15 protein-coding genes are annotated in these 16562 nt (G+C 71.4%); 8 read left to right on the plus strand and 7 right to left on the minus strand.

The window, feature by feature from the left end:
* Positions 1-19 precede the first annotated feature (19 nt).
* Positions 20-2518: a bifunctional lysylphosphatidylglycerol flippase/synthetase MprF gene (locus tag BOSE127_RS08370; protein ID WP_159556870.1), complete on the minus strand. Its 2499-nt coding sequence runs from the start codon at positions 2516-2518 to the stop codon at positions 20-22.
* Positions 2519-2523: 5 nt separating this feature from the next.
* Positions 2524-3855 (minus strand): alpha/beta hydrolase, encoded by a 1332-nt coding sequence (locus tag BOSE127_RS08375; RefSeq protein WP_017888425.1) that lies wholly within the window; start codon positions 3853-3855, stop codon positions 2524-2526.
* A gap of 181 nt (positions 3856-4036) precedes the next feature.
* Between BOSE127_RS08375 and BOSE127_RS08380 the strand changes: the two genes are divergently transcribed.
* A complete protein-coding gene (locus BOSE127_RS08380; protein WP_081612352.1) occupies positions 4037-4729 on the plus strand; it encodes an NUDIX hydrolase in 693 nt (230 codons plus the stop codon).
* Here BOSE127_RS08380 and BOSE127_RS08385 read toward each other — a convergent pair.
* Positions 4641-5870 (minus strand): ROK family protein, encoded by a 1230-nt coding sequence (locus BOSE127_RS08385; protein WP_017888422.1) that lies wholly within the window; start codon positions 5868-5870, stop codon positions 4641-4643. The genes BOSE127_RS08380 and BOSE127_RS08385 overlap by 89 nt on opposite strands.
* Positions 5871-6002: 132 nt before the next feature.
* Between BOSE127_RS08385 and BOSE127_RS08390 the strand changes: the two genes are divergently transcribed.
* The 6 genes from BOSE127_RS08390 to BOSE127_RS08415 all read left to right on the plus strand — a co-directional run bounded on the left by BOSE127_RS08390 (position 6003) and on the right by BOSE127_RS08415 (position 13216).
* Complete coding sequence (locus BOSE127_RS08390) at positions 6003-7301, plus strand: ABC transporter substrate-binding protein (protein ID WP_017888421.1); 1299 nt, start codon at positions 6003-6005, stop codon at positions 7299-7301.
* 12 nt (positions 7302-7313) lie between these two features.
* The gene (locus tag BOSE127_RS08395) at positions 7314-8282 is read left to right on the plus strand and encodes a carbohydrate ABC transporter permease (protein WP_017888420.1); all 969 of its coding nucleotides are present in this window, start codon (positions 7314-7316) and stop codon (positions 8280-8282) included.
* Complete coding sequence (locus BOSE127_RS08400; protein ID WP_017888419.1) at positions 8282-9202, plus strand: carbohydrate ABC transporter permease; 921 nt, start codon at positions 8282-8284, stop codon at positions 9200-9202. Before BOSE127_RS08395 ends, BOSE127_RS08400 begins: the two co-directional genes overlap by 1 nt.
* A gap of 77 nt (positions 9203-9279) precedes the next feature.
* Complete coding sequence (locus tag BOSE127_RS08405) at positions 9280-10938, plus strand: glycoside hydrolase family 13 protein (protein WP_159556872.1); 1659 nt, start codon at positions 9280-9282, stop codon at positions 10936-10938.
* 125 nt (positions 10939-11063) lie between these two features.
* Positions 11064-11999, plus strand: coding sequence for an ABC transporter ATP-binding protein (locus BOSE127_RS08410; protein WP_017888417.1), 936 nt, complete (start codon positions 11064-11066; stop codon positions 11997-11999).
* Positions 11996-13216: an ABC transporter permease gene (locus tag BOSE127_RS08415; RefSeq protein WP_159556874.1), complete on the plus strand. Its 1221-nt coding sequence runs from the start codon at positions 11996-11998 to the stop codon at positions 13214-13216. Before BOSE127_RS08410 ends, BOSE127_RS08415 begins: the two co-directional genes overlap by 4 nt.
* Positions 13217-13395: 179 nt before the next feature.
* On the opposite strand, the gene BOSE127_RS08420 is transcribed toward BOSE127_RS08415, so the two are convergent.
* The 4 genes from BOSE127_RS08420 to pnuC all read right to left on the minus strand — a co-directional run bounded on the left by BOSE127_RS08420 (position 13396) and on the right by pnuC (position 15603).
* The gene (locus BOSE127_RS08420) at positions 13396-13704 is read right to left on the minus strand and encodes a winged helix-turn-helix domain-containing protein (RefSeq protein ID WP_017888415.1); all 309 of its coding nucleotides are present in this window, start codon (positions 13702-13704) and stop codon (positions 13396-13398) included.
* Entirely contained in the window at positions 13701-14135 is a 435-nt protein-coding gene (locus BOSE127_RS08425; protein ID WP_017888414.1) for a hypothetical protein, read from the minus strand. The genes BOSE127_RS08420 and BOSE127_RS08425 overlap by 4 nt, the downstream gene beginning before the upstream one ends.
* Positions 14136-14238: 103 nt before the next feature.
* On the minus strand, positions 14239-14871 hold the full coding sequence (locus BOSE127_RS08430; RefSeq protein ID WP_042540330.1) for a TetR/AcrR family transcriptional regulator: 633 nt from the start codon (positions 14869-14871) through the stop codon (positions 14239-14241).
* 66 nt (positions 14872-14937) lie between these two features.
* Positions 14938-15603, minus strand: coding sequence for a nicotinamide riboside transporter PnuC (gene pnuC, locus BOSE127_RS08435; protein WP_017888412.1), 666 nt, complete (start codon positions 15601-15603; stop codon positions 14938-14940).
* A gap of 395 nt (positions 15604-15998) precedes the next feature.
* Between pnuC and BOSE127_RS08440 the strand changes: the two genes are divergently transcribed.
* Positions 15999-16553: an alternate-type signal peptide domain-containing protein gene (locus BOSE127_RS08440; protein WP_056070388.1), complete on the plus strand. Its 555-nt coding sequence runs from the start codon at positions 15999-16001 to the stop codon at positions 16551-16553.
* Positions 16554-16562 lie beyond the last annotated feature (9 nt).

Consider the following 16562-nt stretch of genomic DNA (forward strand, 5'->3'; position numbering starts at 1 on the left):
CGCTGGGGAGCCGTCCGGTTCAGCCGACGCGCGCGGCTGGCTGCTCGGCCCGGGCTGCGGGCGCCGGACGCCGTTCGCGCATGATCGCCACCGCCTGGCGGAGCGACAGCCCCGGCAGGTAGGTGCGGACGATGGCGACGCCGATCGTGGGCAGCGCCACCGGGTCCGGGTACGCCATCACCAGTGGGTGCAGGTCGGGGCCGAACTTCGCCTTGAAGCGCAGCAGGGAGCGGAACCCGTAGACCGGTTCGAGGGCTCCGCCGACGACGTCGAGGACCGATTCGACGCCGCTCCGGCCGCCGGTCTGCGGTTCCGCCGAGGACGCGAGCGGTGCCGCGGACAGACTGAGCCGCTCGGCCCCGTCGGCGCGCATCCGGTCGACCGCACTCGCGACCAGGAACTCCATGACGCCGTTCGGGGCGTCCGGGGCGCGGCGCATCACGTCGAGCGTCCAGCCGACCACCTGGCCGGCGCGGTAGGCGGGCAGCCAGCTGGTGACGGCGAGCACGGTGCCGTCCTCGCCCAGAGCGACGAGCGTGCGGACGGCGGGATCGCGCATCTCGTCGATCCCGCCCAGGGTGAACCCCATCTCGGGCAGTTCGCGCTCGGCGACCCACTCCTCCGAGATCGCCTCGATCTGGCGGGTGACCGAGCCGGGCAGCGAGGCCCAGTCCGACCAGAGCGCGGTGGTGCCGGAGCGTGCGGCCTTGTTGACGGCCGTGCGGACGTCTTGCTTGCGCTTGCCCGTGGTCGTCCAGGTGCGCGGGTCGAGGTCGGCGTCCTCGGCGACGGGAAGGGTCGTCCAGCCCAGTCGTGCGAGTGCAGCACCGAGGGTGGCGTCGATGCCGTAGAAGACGGGCGTCCAACCGTGGTCGTCCGCGGCCCGTGCGAAGCCCTCGAGTGCTGCGAGCCGTGCGTCCTCGTGGCCGAAGGGGCCACCGGTCGTCACGGCGACGCTGCCGGTGCGGTGGTACGCGACCCCGGCGCGGCCGTCCTCGGTGAACCAGTACTCGTTGCCGGGCCAGGTCGTCATCCACCCGAAGGTGTCGCCACCGCCCGCGACCAGCAGGGCACGAGCGGCCACCCGGGCGGCGTCCTGCCCGTCGAGGTCGCTGTCCGAGCGTCCGGCACCGGTCGGCCGGACCGCGGCGATCGCCACCGCCAGCCACAGGAGTGGGCCCGAGATGCCCACGACGAACCGCAGCGCCGGCTCGGCCAGTGCCAGGTGTGTGGGCAGGGTCACGGGGGCGATCGGGCCGAGCACGGCGAGCGCCAGGTGCAGGGGCTCCCGCACGCTGTCGCCCGAGGCCACGGCGACGCCGACGACGACGACCGCGAGCACCAGTGCCGCGCCGGCGACCGTGATCGCGAAGGTCAGCAGTCGTCGCCGGTCGGTCCGGACCGGGAAGTCGGCGCGGCGCAGGACGAGCACCACGGCGGTGGCGATCGGCACCAACACCGATGCGACGAGGGAGAGCGATACCGCGAGGTGGTCCGATGCCAGACGCTGCACGACGGCGTGGTGCCGCTCGGGCAGCACCCCGTACGACACGGCGGTCGCGATGCCGGTGATCAGGTCGACGGTCACCACGAGCCACAGCGCGAACCGGCTGCCACGCCGGAGTCCCACGGCGCCGACCGCCAGGACCACGAGCGGCATCACGGCCAGCAGCGACTGGAACAAGCCGTGCGGGTGCACCGCGGCGAGCGCCCGGACACAGCTGGCGGTCACCCCGGTCACCGAGCAGTGCGGCATCCTCCCGGTCGGCCCGGTGTCGAGCACCACGGCGAGCGGGGCGAGCAGTCCGAACTGTGCGCCGGTGACGAGCGCGAGCACGGGTCCGACCGCCGACACCGTCACCGCGGCCACCAGCAGCACCCGGGTCTCGCGTGAGGAGCTCCGCGTCCAGCCGCTCCGCACCGGGGACCGTCGCAGCACGCGACCGAGCACCAGGCCGACGACCAGGGCGAGCGCCGCGTGCAGGTCGGACGCGTGTCCGGCGTAGAGCAGCAGTGCCGCGACGACGGCGATCGACACGACCCGGATCCGGCGCCGCCACAGGGCGCCGGCGAACGCGCTCGCGGTGACGATGGTGCCGACGATCCACGTCCAGGGTCCGACGTGCCCCAGGTGCACGAGGAAACCGCGGTTCGCCGGGGCGCCGTCGAACAGCTGCAGCACGGCGCCGAGGCCGGTCCCCACGACGGTCGTGACGACCATCGCGAGCAGGGTGCGCCGCCAGCCGAGCAGCCGTTCGGACGCCCCGGTGCACACCACGACGGCGACGAAGGTGACGAGGAACCCGACGACGCTGCTCGTCACCGCGACCACGCCGAGCGGACCCATCGTCCCGCCCAGGGAGTCGGGCGTCCGGCCGTCGTGCGCACCGATGCAGCGGAGCACCACGGCGGCGATGCCGGCGACGACCGTCAGGGCCGAGACGACGCTCGTCAGCGGGTACCGACGGGCCACCGGCACGAGACGCTTCGGTCTCGCCCACGCGAAGGCCGCGGCCATCGCGTTCACCGGAGGCCCAGGTGCGCGATGACGCCGGGCATCCCGACGCGCAGGGCGTAGCGGACGGTGTTCCAGTCATGGGCGGAGCCCTCGGACACGAACAGCCGGGTCTGCATGCCGGCGGCGTTCGCGGCGGCGCGGAGTGCCCTGGTCGACGCGACGTAGGGGGCGTCGTCGCTGCCGTAGGCGAACACCGTCAGGTGCCCGGGGTAGGGACCGTGCGCACGCATGATCGCCCGCGGTGCCGCTGCGGCGTACCGCGAGGCCGAGCCGCCGAACCCGTACTGGATGCTGTGCTGGACGGAGCCGTTCAGGGGTGCGAGCTCGCTCGAGATGGCGAAGGTCGTGCCGAACACGCCGGGGTGTGCGGTGGAGAACTGCATGGCGCACGTCGCGCCCTGCGAGAACCCGACGATGCCCCAGGCGGAGGGGGACGCTCCGACGCGCAGGTGCTGCCGGATCCAGTTCGTGGTGTCGGTCATGATGTACGTCGCGGAGCGGCCGAGGGACGAGTCGACGCACATCGGGTTGCGGTCCGGCGCCCCGAGCTGGTCGGGTGCGACGACGATCGGGGCGAGCCCGTGGTGTGCCGCAGCGAAGGCGTCCATCACCGCGCCGAGCCGGCCGGCCTGGAACATGTCGCTCGGCTGGCCGGGTTGCCCGGCGAGGCTGATCAGGACGGGCAGGGTCGGCGGCCGTTCGGTCAGTGCTGCGGGCGGCAGGTACACGACCGCCGGCCGTGCGTGGAAGTGGGAGACGGTCGACGGGATGTCGACGGAGAGCACCTTCCCACGTCGCGGCATGCCGGCGGGTGCCCGCCAGGTGGCCGGGTCCACCACCGGACTGGAGGCGCGCCCCACCCCCGTCTCGTGTCCCAGCGGACCGGATGGGTACGGATCGGTCGTCACGGCCTGCTCGATCGTGCGGTACGCGCCGAAGTCGACGTTGACGCCGAGGACGGCGGCCAGCGCCACCGCCACCGCCGCGAGCAGGCCGAGGACGCGGCGCAGCCAGCCGCCCTGGACGACGACCACGACGAGCAGGCCGACACCGCCGAAGGCCAGGGCCACCCACATCCGGGTGACCGGCGTGAACGACACCCCGTACAGGTCCTGCACGTCGCCGAACCACCACACCGCGACCAAGCCGAGCACGGCTCCGACGGCCATGGCGCCGAGCCGCCAGACCAGGCCCCGGACCGGGTGCCGGGAGCGACGACCGAACGCAGGCAGGAGCGCGGCGACGGTGAGGAGCACCGCGATGACGTCGACCGGGACGAGCACGGACGGTGCGACGACGGCGATGTGGAACAGGGGTCGGAGCAGATCGTGGAACATGGGGCCTCCCGGCGGACGTTGCCATCGTGGCGGTGGCCCGCTGCGAACGGGGCACCGAGGCGCTTCCGGTTCCCACAGTTCCCACCTGCCCCGCTCCCAGGAGACGCCCGAACAATCCCCAGTGAAGGGTCCGGCGCGCCAGCGTCACCCGACTGCCGGTGGCCGCATCTAGGGTGAACGGGTGACGCACGACGGATCAGCCCGGGCAGCACTCGCCGCGGTCGCTGCGGACGGCTGGGGCGACGCCGGGCCGATCGGCGAACCCGGCGGGACGTCCACCCCGCGACGGGCGGCCGTCCTGATGCTCTTCGGCGTCCTCGACCGCATCCCGAGCGACCGACCCGCGACGGCACCCGGGGTCCCGCGCGACCTCGACGTCCTGCTCCTCGCCCGGGCCACGACCCTGCGCGCCCACGCCGGCGAGGTCGCGTTCCCCGGCGGGCGCATCGACCCGGGCGACGTGGACGCCGTCGCCGCCGCACTGCGCGAGGCGCAGGAGGAGACGGGCCTCGATCCCGCCGGCGTCGAGGTGCTCGGCCCCCTGCCCGCCGTACCGCTGGCGTTCTCGAACCACCTGGTCCAGCCGGTCATCGGCTGGTGGCGGGACCCGTCACCGATCCACGTCGTCGACGAGCACGAGTCGGCCGCGGTGTTCCGGGTGCCGGTTGCCGATCTGCTCGACCCGGCGAACCGCGGCGTGACGGTGATCCGCCGCGGTGGTCAGGAGTGGCGCGGAGCAGCGTTCACGATCGAGGCCGACGGCGACGACCACCTGGTGTGGGGCTTCACCGCGATGCTGCTGGATGCACTGTTCGACCGACTCGGCTGGACGGAACCGTGGGACCGGGACCACGAGGTGCCGCTGCCCGGCTGAGCAGCGGAAAGGACAGCGGGTCGGCCCGCACCGCATCGACCGCGTGGGCCACGGCCCCGATGACGACGACGTCGGCGCCGAGCGACGACGCGACGAGTTCGGGCACCGGGTCGAAGTGCCCCTCGGCGAGCAGGTCGCGGGCACGGTCAATGACGGCGACCGCCGGTTGGGCGATCGCGCCGGCGACCACCACGCGGTCGATGTCGAGCAGGCTCGCGAGCAGGACGCAGACCCGGGCCAGGCGGTCGCCCAGGCGGTCGACGATGGTGCGCGCGACCGGATCACCGCTCCGTGCGGCCGCGAACACCAGTGCGGCGTCCGCGGCGAGCGCGGCGTCCGCGGGGATGCGCCCCGCGGCGACGGCGTCGGCCACGAAGGTTCGGGCGACGGCGCCGATGCCGGCGGACGAACCGACGCCCTCGACGAGCTCGAGCACCCGCATCTCCCCCGCTCCGCCGTGGGCGCCGCGCAGCAGGACCCCGTCGACGACGAGGCCCGCGCCGTAGCGTTCTCCGGACAGCAGCGCCGCGAAGGACGCGTCACCCGAGGACGGCCGTTCGGCGAGCGCGGCGAGGTTCGCATCGTTCTCGACGAGCACCCGCCCGCCCGGCACGGTGCCGTCGAACCCCGGGTTCATCCGGACCCAGAAGCCGCCGTCGTCGGGCGAGGCACCGGCGGCGTCGACCGGTGCGGGGACACCCACGACGGTGACCAGGACCCGGGTGCGGTCGACGCCTGCCGAAGCGAGCGCAGCGGCCACGGTGTCGGCGATGACCCGGAGCCGCACGGGCACGTCGAGGCCAGATGCACCGAGCGCCCCCTCGGCACGGCCCAGGACGGTGCCGCGCAGGTCGGCGACGAAGGTGGTGACCCGGTGCTGGCCGGCGTCCACGCCGACGACGACCCCGGCGACGGTGTCGAGTTCGTAGCGCCGGGCGGGGCGTCCCATCCGGTACTCCCCCGCGGCACGGGCGTCGTCGAGCTCGCGGAGCCAGCCGAGCCGGACGAGTTCCTCGGCCGCACCCAGGACGGTCGACCGGGTCAGCCCGGTGGCGTCGATCGCCTCGGTCGCGGTGAACGCCGCGGAGTCGAAGGCGTACGCGAGCAGCGTCTCTGCGCTCGTTCCACGGGGTGGCGGCATGCCGTGACCCTATCGTGCGACGAGTTCCTTGCAGAATTAGATTTTCTCGCTACATTTAGTTCCGCGGGCTGCATCGGAGCCGCTCGCGGGACGGAACGGCAGGGACGCCGGGTCCGGACGGACGGAGACGACGTGCAAGCACACGCCACCGCCAGGAACGCAGCCTCGGTCAGCCGACGCTCGTTCCTGCTGGGAGCGGGCGGCATCGGGGCGGGCCTCGCGCTCGCCGGGTGCGCCCCGATCGGGTCCTCGAGCGCCAGGCCGGAGACCATCACGTTCTACGTGTCGAAGCCCGAGGTCATCGGCTACTTCGACGAGCTCATCGCACGGTTCCACCAGACCCAGTCGAAGATCCGGGTCGTCCGCGACTCGACCTCGAGCATGTCCGCGAACTTCGTCCGGAACCGACCGCCGGACCTCGGCTGCTGGAACTACAACTTCTCGGTCGTGCCGTTCGTCGAGCACGGTGCGCTGACGGACCTGTCCGACCTGCCGCAGGCCGACACCATCAACCCCGACCTGTGGCCGCTCATGGAGCAGACCGCCGACTACCCCGGCCGGAAGAGCGCCCTGCCCTACTCGGTGACCGCGGCGTCGGTGATCTACAACAAGGCACTGTTCGCGGAGCAGGGGCTCGAGGTCCCGACGACGTGGAGCGAGTTCGCCGACGTGTGCGAACGACTGACGAAGGCCGGCATCGCGCCGATCTACGGCACGTTCAAGGACAACTGGACGATCGCCCAGGGCATGTTCGACTACTCGATCGGCGGCATGATCGACACCCCGGCGACCTTCGAGGCCCTGCGGCGCGAGGGCACGAACGTCGGAACGGGATCGGCCGTCTCGTTCGAGCGCGACCTGCGGGAGCCGATGGAGCGCATGGTGCGACTCCGCGCCTGGCACCAGGACGGCGCCGCGAGCCGTGGGTACGGCGACGGCAACCTCGCCTTCGCCCAGGGCAAGGCGAGCATGTACCTGCAGGGACCGTGGGCGCTCGGTGAGATCGCCAAGACGAACAAGGACATGGACCTCGGCACCTTCCCGCTGCCCGTCACCGACGACCCGGCCGACCGGAAGGTGCGCGTGAACGTCGACCTGGCCCTCTGGATCCCGGAGGCGTCGCGCAAGCAGGAGGCCGCCCGCGAGTTCCTGACCTTCCTGATGCAGTCGAAGGTCAACGACCAGTACAACGCGGACAACAACGGCTTCGGCGTGCGCAAGGACGCTCCCCCGGCGTCGAACCCCGCCCTGCGCGGCATGCAGTCGTACTACGACGACGCAGCCTTCTACCTCGGTGCCTCGCAGCTCATCCCCGCCGAGATCCCGGTCGCGAACTCCGCGCAGTCGATCGCCTTCGGCGGCGACCCGCAGCGCCAGCTCCGCACCCTCGACGCCGACTGGGCGCGTCTCGCGCTCCGCACGGCCGCGTAAGGAGACGTCCGAATGGCAACCACGACCACCGAATCGATCACGACGGCGGACCGCCGCCGCCGTGGCGGGGCCGCCCCGGGCCTCCAGGCCGGACGACGGAAGGGACTGCGGGACGGACGCCGGAAGCCCCGCGTCGACCCACTGTTCCTGGCGTTCCTGCTGCCCACGCTGGTGCTCTTCACGCTCGCCATCACGCTGCCGGCCGTGATGGGCATCGTGCTGAGCTTCACGAACTCCGTCGGCTTCGGCGAGTTCCGCTTCACCGGGCTCACCAACTACATCGCGGTGTTCTCCGACCCGGCGATCCTGCAGGCGTACCTGTTCACGCTCGGGTTCTCGCTCGTCACCGTGATCGTCGTCAACGCGATCGCGTTCCTGCTCGCCATCGCGCTGACGTCGAAGATCCGCGGCAAGATCGCCCTGCGCGCGGTCTTCGTGCTGCCCATGGTGATCTCGGGCATCGTCATCGCGTACGTGTTCTCGTTCCTGTTCGCGAACAGCCTGCCGGCCTTCGCCACGGCGATCGGGTTCGGCCCGCTCGAGCAGAGCATCCTGGCGGACCCCGACCTGGCCTGGCTGGCGATCGTGGTCGTCACCGCGTGGCAGGCGATCCCCTCGACGCTCCTCATCTACATCGCGGGGGTGCTCTCGATCCCGGGCGAGGTGTACGAGGCGGCGGCCCTCGACGGTGCCAGTGCCTGGCGCCAACTCGTCTCGATCACCGCACCGCTGACCGCGGGCTACATCCTGATCAACCTGGTCATCGGGTTCAAGAACTTCCTGAACTCGTACGACATCATCGTCGGCCTGACCGACGGCGGCCCCGGCACCTCGACCACCAGTGTCGCGATGTCGATCTTCAAGGGCTTCAACGGCGGCGACTACGCCTACCAGATGGCGAACGCCACGATCTTCTTCGTCATCGCGGTCGTCATCGCCGTGATCCAGCTGCGGGCGACCCGCGGGAAGGCAGCGCTCTGATGTCCCTGCAAGCACCCCTGCGACCGGGGACCACCGCGACCGGCAGCATCCGGTCCGTCGACGCCGACCGATCCGCCGGCGGACGATCCGCCGGTCGGCGCGGCGGCACCGCCAACTGGCCCGTCACCGTCGTCCTCGTCCTCTGCGCACTGACCGTCCTCGTGCCGCTCTACGTCACCCTGACGATGGCGTTCAAGACCACCGGCCAGGCGGTCGACGGCAACGCGTTCTCGCTGCCGGCGCCGTTCAGCGTCGACGGCTTCGTGCAGGCGTGGCAGCTGACCGACTTCCCGCGGGCGTTCGGGGTCTCCGTGTTCGTCGCCGCGATCACCGTCGTCGGCACGATCCTGCTCGCCTCGTTCACGGCGTACGCGATCGCCCGGAACTGGGACCGCCGGCTGTTCCGCTGGTCGTTCTTCTACCTGCTCGCCGCGATGTTCCTGCCGTTCCCGGTGCTCGCGCTGTCGCAGGTGAAGCTCACCGGGCTCGCGCACCTGGACAACCCGCTCGGCGTCGCGATCCTGCACGTCATGTTCCAACTGTCCTTCAGCGTGCTGCTCTTCACGGCCTTCCTGCGTTCGATCCCGGCGGAACTGGAGGAGAGTGCACGCATCGACGGTGCGAGCACGGGACAGGTGTTCTGGCGACTCGTGTTCCCGCTGCTGGCACCGATGAGCGCCACCGTCGGCATCTTCGCGTTCCTCGCGTCCTGGAACGACTTCGTGATGCCGTCTTTGATCACCTCCGACCCGGGCTTGCAGACCCTGCCGGTGCTGCAGCAGATGTTCCAGACGCAGTTCAGCAACAACTACAACGTGTCGTTCGCCTCGTACCTGATGGCCATGGCCCCGGCGATCATCGTCTACCTCGTCACCCAGCGGTGGGTGATGGCGGGCGTGACGCAGGGCGCGATCAAGTGACCGACACCGCCGGTGCGGACCCGACCGACACACACCCCACGAACCCGACGAACCCCTCGACCCACGAAAGGCCCGACGTGACCGACACCCTCGCCCAGCCCGCCGCCACCACGAACGACGAGACCTGGTGGCGCCAGGCCAGCGTCTACCAGATCTACCCCCGCTCGTTCGCCGACGCGAACGGCGACGGCATCGGCGACCTGCCCGGCATCACCGAGCGGGTGCCGTACCTGGCCTCACTCGGCATCGAGGCCGTCTGGCTCAGCCCCTTCTACCCGTCCGCCCTGGCCGACGGCGGCTACGACGTCGACGACTACCGCGACGTCGACCCGCGCCTCGGCACCCTCGACGACTTCGACCGGATGGTCGAGGCACTGCACGCCGCGGGCATCCGGGTGATCGTCGACGTCGTCCCGAACCACACGAGCGACCGGCACGAGTGGTTCCGCGAGGCGCTCGCAGCGCCGAAGGGCTCCCCCGCCCGCGACCGCTACGTGTTCCGCGACGGCAGTGGACCGTCCGGCGAGGACGCCCCCGCCGACTGGATCTCGATCTTCGGCGGGCCGGCCTGGACCGCCGTCGGCGACGGCCAGTGGTACCTGCACAGCTTCGCGAAGGAGCAGCCCGACCTGAACTGGGCGAACCGCGAGGTCCGCGACGACTTCCTGCACACCCTGCGTTTCTGGTCCGACCGCGGCGTCGACGGGTTCCGCATCGACGTGGCCCACGGCCTGGCGAAGGACCTGGGCGAGACCCTGCCCACCTGGGCCGAGCTCGCCGAGATGCCGAAGGACGGCACGCACCCGCTCTGGGACCGCGACGACGTGCACGAGATCTACGCCGAGTGGCGGACGGTCTTCAACGAGTACACGCCGGCCCGCACCGCGGTCGCCGAGGCCTGGGTCCCCGCCCACCGCCGTGCCCGCTACGCCAGCGCCGAGGGGCTCGGTCAGGCGTTCAACTTCGACCTGCTCGAGGCCGACTTCGACGCCGGGCAGTTCCGCACGATCATCGAGTTCAACCTCGGCCTCGCCGAGCAGTCCGGCTCGTCGACCACGTGGGTGTTCTCCAACCACGACGTCGTCCGGCACGCCACCCGCTACGCCCTGCCGCCGCGCGCCGGCGGCACCGACAAGCAGGGCAGCGCCTGGCTGCTCGCCGGCGGCTCGCAGGACGCGCTCGACCGGTCGCTCGGCCTGCGCCGCGCACAGGCCGCCACACTGCTCGAACTCGCCCTGCCCGGCTCCGCCTACCTGTACCAGGGCGAGGAGCTCGGCCTGCACGAGGTCGGCGACATCCCGGACGCCGACCGCCAGGACCCGGCGTTCTTCCGCAACCCGGGCGTCGACGTCGGCCGTGACGGCTGCCGCGTGCCGATCCCGTGGACGCGCACCGGCTCGTCGTTCGGCTTCGGTCCGGACGGCTCGCACCTGCCACAGCCGGCGTGGTTCGCCGACTCCAGCGTCGAGGCCGAGGACGCCGACCCCGACTCCACCCTGCACCTGTACCGGAAGGCGCTCGGCCTGCGCGGCCAGCTGCAGTCCGAGGAACAGCTCGAGTGGATCGAGACCCGCCGCGACGACGTGCTCGCGTTCCGTCGGCCGAACGGATGGACGAGCGTGACGGTCTTCGGCGACGAGCCCTTCGCGCTGCCGGCCGGGGAACTGCTGCTCGCCTCGGCCCCGGTGGTCGACGGCGACCTGTCGGGCGTGGGGACGGCCTGGTTGCGTTCCTGACGGAACCAGGTGGCGGACGGGAGGCGCGGTGCAGGCCGGCACCGTGCCTCCCGTCCGCCGTGGGGTCACCATCTCGGGCCGCGACCGGCATCCGAGACGTCAGCCGCTGCCGGTAGGGTCGCCGCATGAGCGGGGCGAGCATCGGCGTGCAGGACTTCGTGATGCGGTTCGGGGATCGCACCGTGGTCGACGGGCTGTCGTTCGACGTCGCCCCCGGTGAGACGTTCGGGTTGCTCGGCAGCAACGGCTCCGGCAAGACCACGACGATCCGTGCGCTGCTCGGCATCACCACGCCGACGGCGGGGACGCTGACGATCGACGGTCGCCCCTACCGGCCGGCCACGGGCGGAATCGGCTACCTGCCCGAAGAGCGCGGGCTGTACCGCAAGGAATCCGTCATCGACGTGATGACCTACTTCGGGCGTCTGCGCGGGCTGCGCGGCGCCGAAGCGACCGCGTGGAGCATGGACTACCTGGCGCGCGTCGGGCTGGCCGACCGTGCGAAGCTGCGCGTCGACAAGCTGTCCGGCGGGCAGCAGCAGAAGGTGCAGCTCGGCATCACGATCATGGACCAGCCGCGGCTGCTCATCCTCGACGAACCGACCAAGGGGCTCGACCCGGTGAACCGGCGGCTCCTGCTCGACCTGGTCGACGAACGGAAGGCCGACGGCGCGACCGTGGTCCTCGTGACCCACCACATGGACGAGGTCGAGCGGCTCTGCGACCGCATCCTGCTGCTCAAGGACGGCCGGGCCGCCGCCTACGGATCCGTGCCCGACGTGCAGGACGCCTTCGGCGGCGCGGTCGCCCGCGTCGGGCTCGACGGCCCGGTGCCGAAGTCGCCGCTGTACCGGCTCGCCCGGCACGAAGGGCACGTCGCCTACCTCGTCCCCACGCAGGCCGCCGCCCCGGACGGTGCGGACGTCCTGGCGGAACTCGTCGCCGCCGGGGTGCACGTCACCGCGTTCGAGATGCGCCGGATCCCGCTCGACGAGATCTTCGTGCAGGTGTACGGGCACGACGCCCTGGCCTTGACGTCGACCGACGGGGCAGCGGCATGAGCAACCTCGGTACGGTCGTGCGGTTCGAGTTCGTCCGCGCGGTCAAGAAGCCAGCGTTCTGGATCGGCACCCTCGCGCTGCCGGTCGTCATCGTGGTGGTCTCGCTGCTCGTCGGCATCGGACAGGCCGCCGGCACGGACTCGGTGGTTTCCGGGTCGTCGGCCACGAAGACACCGTTCCACTACGTCGACGATTCCGGCCTGGTGTCCGAGTCCGTCGCCGCGAAGTGGGGCGGGACACCGTCCACCAGCGCCGCCGCAGACCGCGCCGCCGTGCGGTCCGGCGACCTCGACGCCTTCATCGTGTTCCCGTCGTCACCGTCCACCACCGCGATCCGGGTCGACGCGGCCGACCGCGGGCTCTTCGCCAACGGCGTGTACTCGTCGCTCGCCCAGCGGGTGCTCGAGCAGAGCGTCGCCGCGTCGGTCGACGACCCCGAGACCGTGCAGCTGCTCCGCAACCCGCCCGCCACCGACGTCACCACCTACGCCGACGGCCGGGTCGCGCCGGGCTGGTTGTCCGTCGTGCCGCCGTTCCTGTTCGTCGCCGCGTTCTTCGGGCTCGTCATCCTGCTCGCCGCCCGGATGGTCACCGTCGTGGTCGAGGAGAAGGAGAACCGGATCTCCGAGATGATCCTGACCACGGTGACCGCGGGCGACCTGATCCGCGGCAAGGTCATCGCGATGCTGCTCGTCGGCTTCGTGCAGGTCAGCGTGTTCGTCGTGCCCGGACTGGTCGGACTGCTCGTCGCCCTGCCGCTGCTGTCGTCGCAGCTCGGCGGGCTGACCATCGACCCGTGGCGGATGGTGACCGGGGCGCTGTTGCTCGTCGGCGGAGTGCTGCTCGCATCGGGGCTGTTCGTCGCCGTCGTGGCCGCGGTGCCGTCGATCAAGGACGCCTCGGCCCTGCAGTCGGCAGCGATCTTCGCGCTGATCATCCCCCTGTACGCGGCGTTCTTCGTCATGACGACGCCGACGTCGCCGGTGGCGCAGTTCTTCACGTACTTCCCGACCTTCACGCCGATCACCGCGATGGTGCGGAACGCCGTCGGCGCCCTGACCGTGACGGAGTCGGTGGTCTGCATCGTCGAGGTGTTCGTCGTCGCCGGGCTGCTGCTGTGGTTCGCCGAGTACCTGTTCCGGCACTCGGTCGCGCAGTACGGGTCGAAGGTGACGGTGCGGCAGGTGCTGTCGTGGCGGCGGGGGCAGCGGGGCTGAGCGGGGCGGTGCTCGGCCCCGTCGGCCCGCGGTGCTCGCGTCGCCGGCCCGCGGAGCTCGCGCCGTCGGCCCGCGGAGCTCGCGCCGTCGGCCCGCCGCGCTCGCGTTGCCGGCGCGCGGTGCTCGCGTCGCCGGCCCGCCGCGCTCGCGCCGCCGGCCCGCAGCGCTCGCGCCGCCGGTCAGCCGGCGGCGATGCGGCGGAGCGCGTCCAGGTGGGCGGCCCAGACGGCCCGGCCCGAGGCGGTCAGGGTGATCGACGTCCGGGGCGTCTTGCCCACGAAGCCCTTCCCCACCGACACGTAGCCGGCCGCCTCGAGCGCGGACACCTGCTTGCTCAGCACCGAGTCACTGACCTCGACCGCGTCCCGCACCTCGCGGAACCCCAGCGTGCCGGCGCGGGTCAGGGCGGCGATCACCGAGAAGCGCACCGGGTGCTGCAGCAGGTCGTCGAGCTCGTGCCGCGGGTGCGTCCGTTCCGTGGTGCTCACGAGCGGGCCTCACGAGCCGCACAGACGAGCGCGACCAGCAGGACGAGCCCCGAGGTGATGCCCGACCAGAGCACCGAGCCGTGCACCCACCCGACCACGGCGATCGCCGCCAGGTAGGTGACCGCCCAGCTGGCGATGTAGACGGTCCAGCGGCGGCTCCGGGCGAAGGCCGAGCGGCCGCGGATGCTCACCATGAAGAACACCACCAGGGCGAACAGCGCGACGAGGGTGCCGACGTAGACCGCGGCGAACGCGTCCCCCGTCGTGAGTCCCATGCCGAGCGTGCCGAGCGACGTCGCGACGCCGAGCGCGGTGATGAACGTGACGTACGGCCAGCGGACGGCGTCGTGCGCGCGTCGGCCGATCCGGTCCGCCTGGTCGAGCAGTCGGGCCGCCTCGGCGGGTCCGGGTCGTGCGGTGGTGTGGTCCATGGTGTCCCCTCTCGTTGACACCAGTATGGCAAGTACTTTCCAAATCGGCAAGCACTTTCCTGATGCACGAGTCGCGTTCGCGGTGCGCTCGCGCTCGCGGCCCTCAGACGCGGACAGGCGTCTCGTCGAGGTCCCACGAGGGAACGGCATGCCGCTTCCACCCCTGACGCAGGGTGTCGGCCGCACGGTCGAACTCGACCAGGACGTCGATGTGCGGGCGGACGAGCATCTGGATCTGCAGCCCCTCGTACATCGCGAGCAGCTGTGTCGCCGCCTGGTACGCGGGGATCCCGGCCTCTTCGGCGCCCTTGTCGAAGTCGCGCTGCAGCCCGACGGTCAGCTGCTCGGCGTACTCCTCGAACCGCTTGCGGAACAGTTCGGCGAACCCGGACTCCGAGCTGGCCACGGTGATCAGTCCGGCGAGGACCCGGACGAGGCCCGGATCGGCGACGTCCTCGGCGAGGGTCAGGCGGACGTGCTCGATCATGCACGTCGGCGGGGCCTTCCGTCGGGTCCCGCGCAGCCGCACCCACCGGTCGTAGGTGACCAGCAGCAGGGCGTGCCAGGTCGGGAACAGCCGCTCGACCGTCTCGAGCGGAACGCCGGCGACGTCGGCGATGACCGCGGCGTCGACGTCGTCGAACGGGTGCAACCGGTACGCGCGGATGGCTGCGCGCACGGTGCGCTCTGCGAGGGACTCGTCGTCCTCGACGCGTTCGCCGTGCAGGGGTTCCATCCGACCATTGCAGCGCATCGCGGGCCGTTTGTCTCGTCCCAGAGCGGGGGCCGTGCCCCCAGGCCGTCAGCCGACGGTGATCGGCGCCGCCGGCGGGCGGACCCGCTGGCGCATCCACACGAAGAACCCGGTCAGGGTGAAGACGCCGTAGAAGACGTACATCAGCCCCGATGCGTAGTACCCGGCGGAGAACAGCAGCGGCACGCCGACCAGGTCGACCGCCACCCAGATGAGCCAGAACTCGACCCACCCCTTGGCCATGCCGTAGGTGGCGAGCAGCGAGCCGACGAAGATCCAGGCGTCGCTCCACACCGGTTCGTAGGATCCGAGCGCGCGGAAGACGGGGGTCAGCAGGGCGGTGCCGCCGACCAGGCCGACGACGAGCAGCAGGCGGGACCGCCAGGAGGCCCAGTGCGGGTCGATCACGGTCGTCGCGTCCTCGGGGCGGTGCGTCCACCGGTACCAGCCGTAGACGCTCACGATGATGAACATGACCTGACGGCCCGCCTGGCCGAGCAGGTTGACGGGGTTGGGGGTGTCGAACAGCGCACCCATGAAGACGGTGAAGAGCAGGGCGTTGCCGACCAGTCCGACCGGCCAGGCCCAGACCTTGCGACGCATGCCGCCGAGGGCGCTGAGCAACCCGAAGACGTTGCCGATCACCTCACGCCACAGCACCGTCTGGTCGCCGATGACGATCTGCGCGTCGAACAACCAACGCACGATGTCCATGGGCCCTCCTCGTTTCCGCCGGACGGTGCAACGACGCCACCCGTACCGGCATTCCTTCCGGGTTTCCCCTGTCCGCACGGAGCGCACACCCAGAAATCGGGGTACAAACCATGTCCTCCAACACGAGGACTCAAATGCCCCCCGTTCTGGGGTCCCGGTGAACGCTCGTTCTCGCTTGTCCGCACTTTGGGGGACAGCTAACGTCGTCCCCAGAGCGAGTCCAGCCCGCCCGAGCAGCAGTCCCTGCGCTCAGAGGCCCGGCGACCGTTCTCGGCACCGGTCAGCCGCGACCCCTTCCAACCACTGGGTCGATGACAACCTCCCCACCGGGCAGGACACCCGAACGTCCCCGGTGGGCTTCAGCGCGCCCAGGCACGCAGGAACGGAACCACTCCATGCACAAGATCGTCACCGGTGCCATCGCCGGCGCAGCAGGCGTCGCACTCCTCCTCGGCGGTGCCGGCACGTTCGCCCTCTGGAACGCCAGCGCCTCGAGCGCCGCGTCCGCGGTGAGCGCCGGCACCCTGACGCTCAGCGCCAACAACGACGGCGCCTGGACCGACATCACGAACGGTCGTTCCGCCGCGATCGACCCGACGAAGGCGCTGATGGTGCCGGGCAACACGTTCCAGTTCACGCAGACGCTGAACATCGGCGCGACCGGCCAGGACCTCAAGGCCAACCTGACCTACGCCAACCAGAGCATCACCGGTGACAGCGCGCTGATCGCCGCCACGACGAAGACGCTGGCCGTCACGTCGACGAGCGCCTCGATCGTGCAGTCCTCGTCGAACGCGAACACCTTCGTCGTCTCGCCGTCGTCGTCCACCTCGACGGTCAAGGTCGTCTTCACCGTGACGCTGCCCGCCGCCGCGACCACCGGTCAGGGCGGCTCGCTCAACCTCAGCGCGCTCGCCTTCACGCTGACCCAGACCGCGATCGGTTCCTGACCCACCGAT

This window comes from Curtobacterium sp. 8I-2 (assembly GCF_902506155.1).
GTDB lineage: Bacteria > Actinomycetota > Actinomycetes > Actinomycetales > Microbacteriaceae > Curtobacterium > Curtobacterium poinsettiae.

Coding starts and splice junctions, on each gene's coding strand:
- BOSE127_RS08395 (WP_017888420.1), top strand. CDS start 7,314: ATGGCAACCACGACCACCGAATCGATCACGACGGCGGACCGCCGCCGC.
- BOSE127_RS08430 (WP_042540330.1), bottom strand. CDS start 14,871: ATGGAACCCCTGCACGGCGAACGCGTCGAGGACGACGAGTCCCTCGCA.
- BOSE127_RS08375 (WP_017888425.1), bottom strand. CDS start 3,855: ATGTTCCACGATCTGCTCCGACCCCTGTTCCACATCGCCGTCGTCGCA.
- BOSE127_RS08440 (WP_056070388.1), top strand. CDS start 15,999: ATGCACAAGATCGTCACCGGTGCCATCGCCGGCGCAGCAGGCGTCGCA.
- BOSE127_RS08425 (WP_017888414.1), bottom strand. CDS start 14,135: ATGGACCACACCACCGCACGACCCGGACCCGCCGAGGCGGCCCGACTG.
- pnuC (WP_017888412.1), bottom strand. CDS start 15,603: ATGGACATCGTGCGTTGGTTGTTCGACGCGCAGATCGTCATCGGCGAC.
- BOSE127_RS08410 (WP_017888417.1), top strand. CDS start 11,064: ATGAGCGGGGCGAGCATCGGCGTGCAGGACTTCGTGATGCGGTTCGGG.
- BOSE127_RS08400 (WP_017888419.1), top strand. CDS start 8,282: ATGTCCCTGCAAGCACCCCTGCGACCGGGGACCACCGCGACCGGCAGC.
- BOSE127_RS08415 (WP_159556874.1), top strand. CDS start 11,996: ATGAGCAACCTCGGTACGGTCGTGCGGTTCGAGTTCGTCCGCGCGGTC.
- BOSE127_RS08370 (WP_159556870.1), bottom strand. CDS start 2,518: ATGGCCGCGGCCTTCGCGTGGGCGAGACCGAAGCGTCTCGTGCCGGTG.
- BOSE127_RS08385 (WP_017888422.1), bottom strand. CDS start 5,870: ATGCCGCCACCCCGTGGAACGAGCGCAGAGACGCTGCTCGCGTACGCC.